The organism is Variovorax sp. 05L425, from assembly GCF_056397705.1.
In genome coordinates this window covers 1-709 of sequence record NZ_JBFTNY010000075.1, presented here as the reverse complement: position 1 = coordinate 709, position 709 = coordinate 1, and the positions used below count along the sequence as shown (strand labels likewise).

The 709-nt window shown below is 66.7% G+C and carries 1 protein-coding gene; it reads right to left on the bottom strand.

What is annotated here, in order from left to right:
* The coding region (locus AC1DN9_RS30035; RefSeq protein WP_478106017.1) for an ABC transporter substrate-binding protein at window positions 1–709 on the bottom strand (709 nt) is incomplete at both ends.

The window sequence follows — 709 nt, the reverse complement described above, 5'->3', positions numbered from 1 at the left end:
ACTTGACGCCGGGCGCGCCTTGCCTGTCCATCACGCCGACCACCAGCGTCTGCTGGAACTGGTGGTCTTCAGCGCGCATGTGCCCGCTCTGGCCCGCGAGCGTGACATGGGCCTTTTCAAGCGCACGGGCGACCGCCACGGTGTCGGTGGTGCCGGCACGCTCGATCGCCTGGGCCAGCGCCTCGATCATCAACTGCATGCGCATGTGCACGTAGTCCTCGGAAGGCTTGGGAAAGCGCGCGCGGAAGGACTTGTAGAAGGCCTCCGACTGCGGTGTCTGCACGTTCGGCAGCCAGTCGGCCACCGCGACGACGCGGCCGATGCCGGCGTCGCCAATCGCCGCCGGCGCCCCCAGCGCATTGCCGTAGAAGGTGTAGAAGGTGCCGTTGAAGCCTGCCTCGCGCGCCGCCTTCACAAGCAGCGTGAGGTCGTTGCCCCAGTTGCCCGTGATCACGGCCTGCGCCCCACTGGCGAGGATCTTGCTCGCATAAGGGGCGAAATCCTTGACTTTGCCCATCGGATGCAGCTCGTCGCCGACGATCTGCACGTCGGGCCGCAACTCGGCAAGCTGGCGCCGTGATTCGCGCAGCACCGCCTGGCCGAAGCTGTAATCCTGGCCGATCAGGTAGACGCGCTGGAGCGCCTTGTCGTCCTTGAGCACCTGCATCAGCGCGGTCACGCGCATGTCGGCATGCGCGTCGAAGCGGAA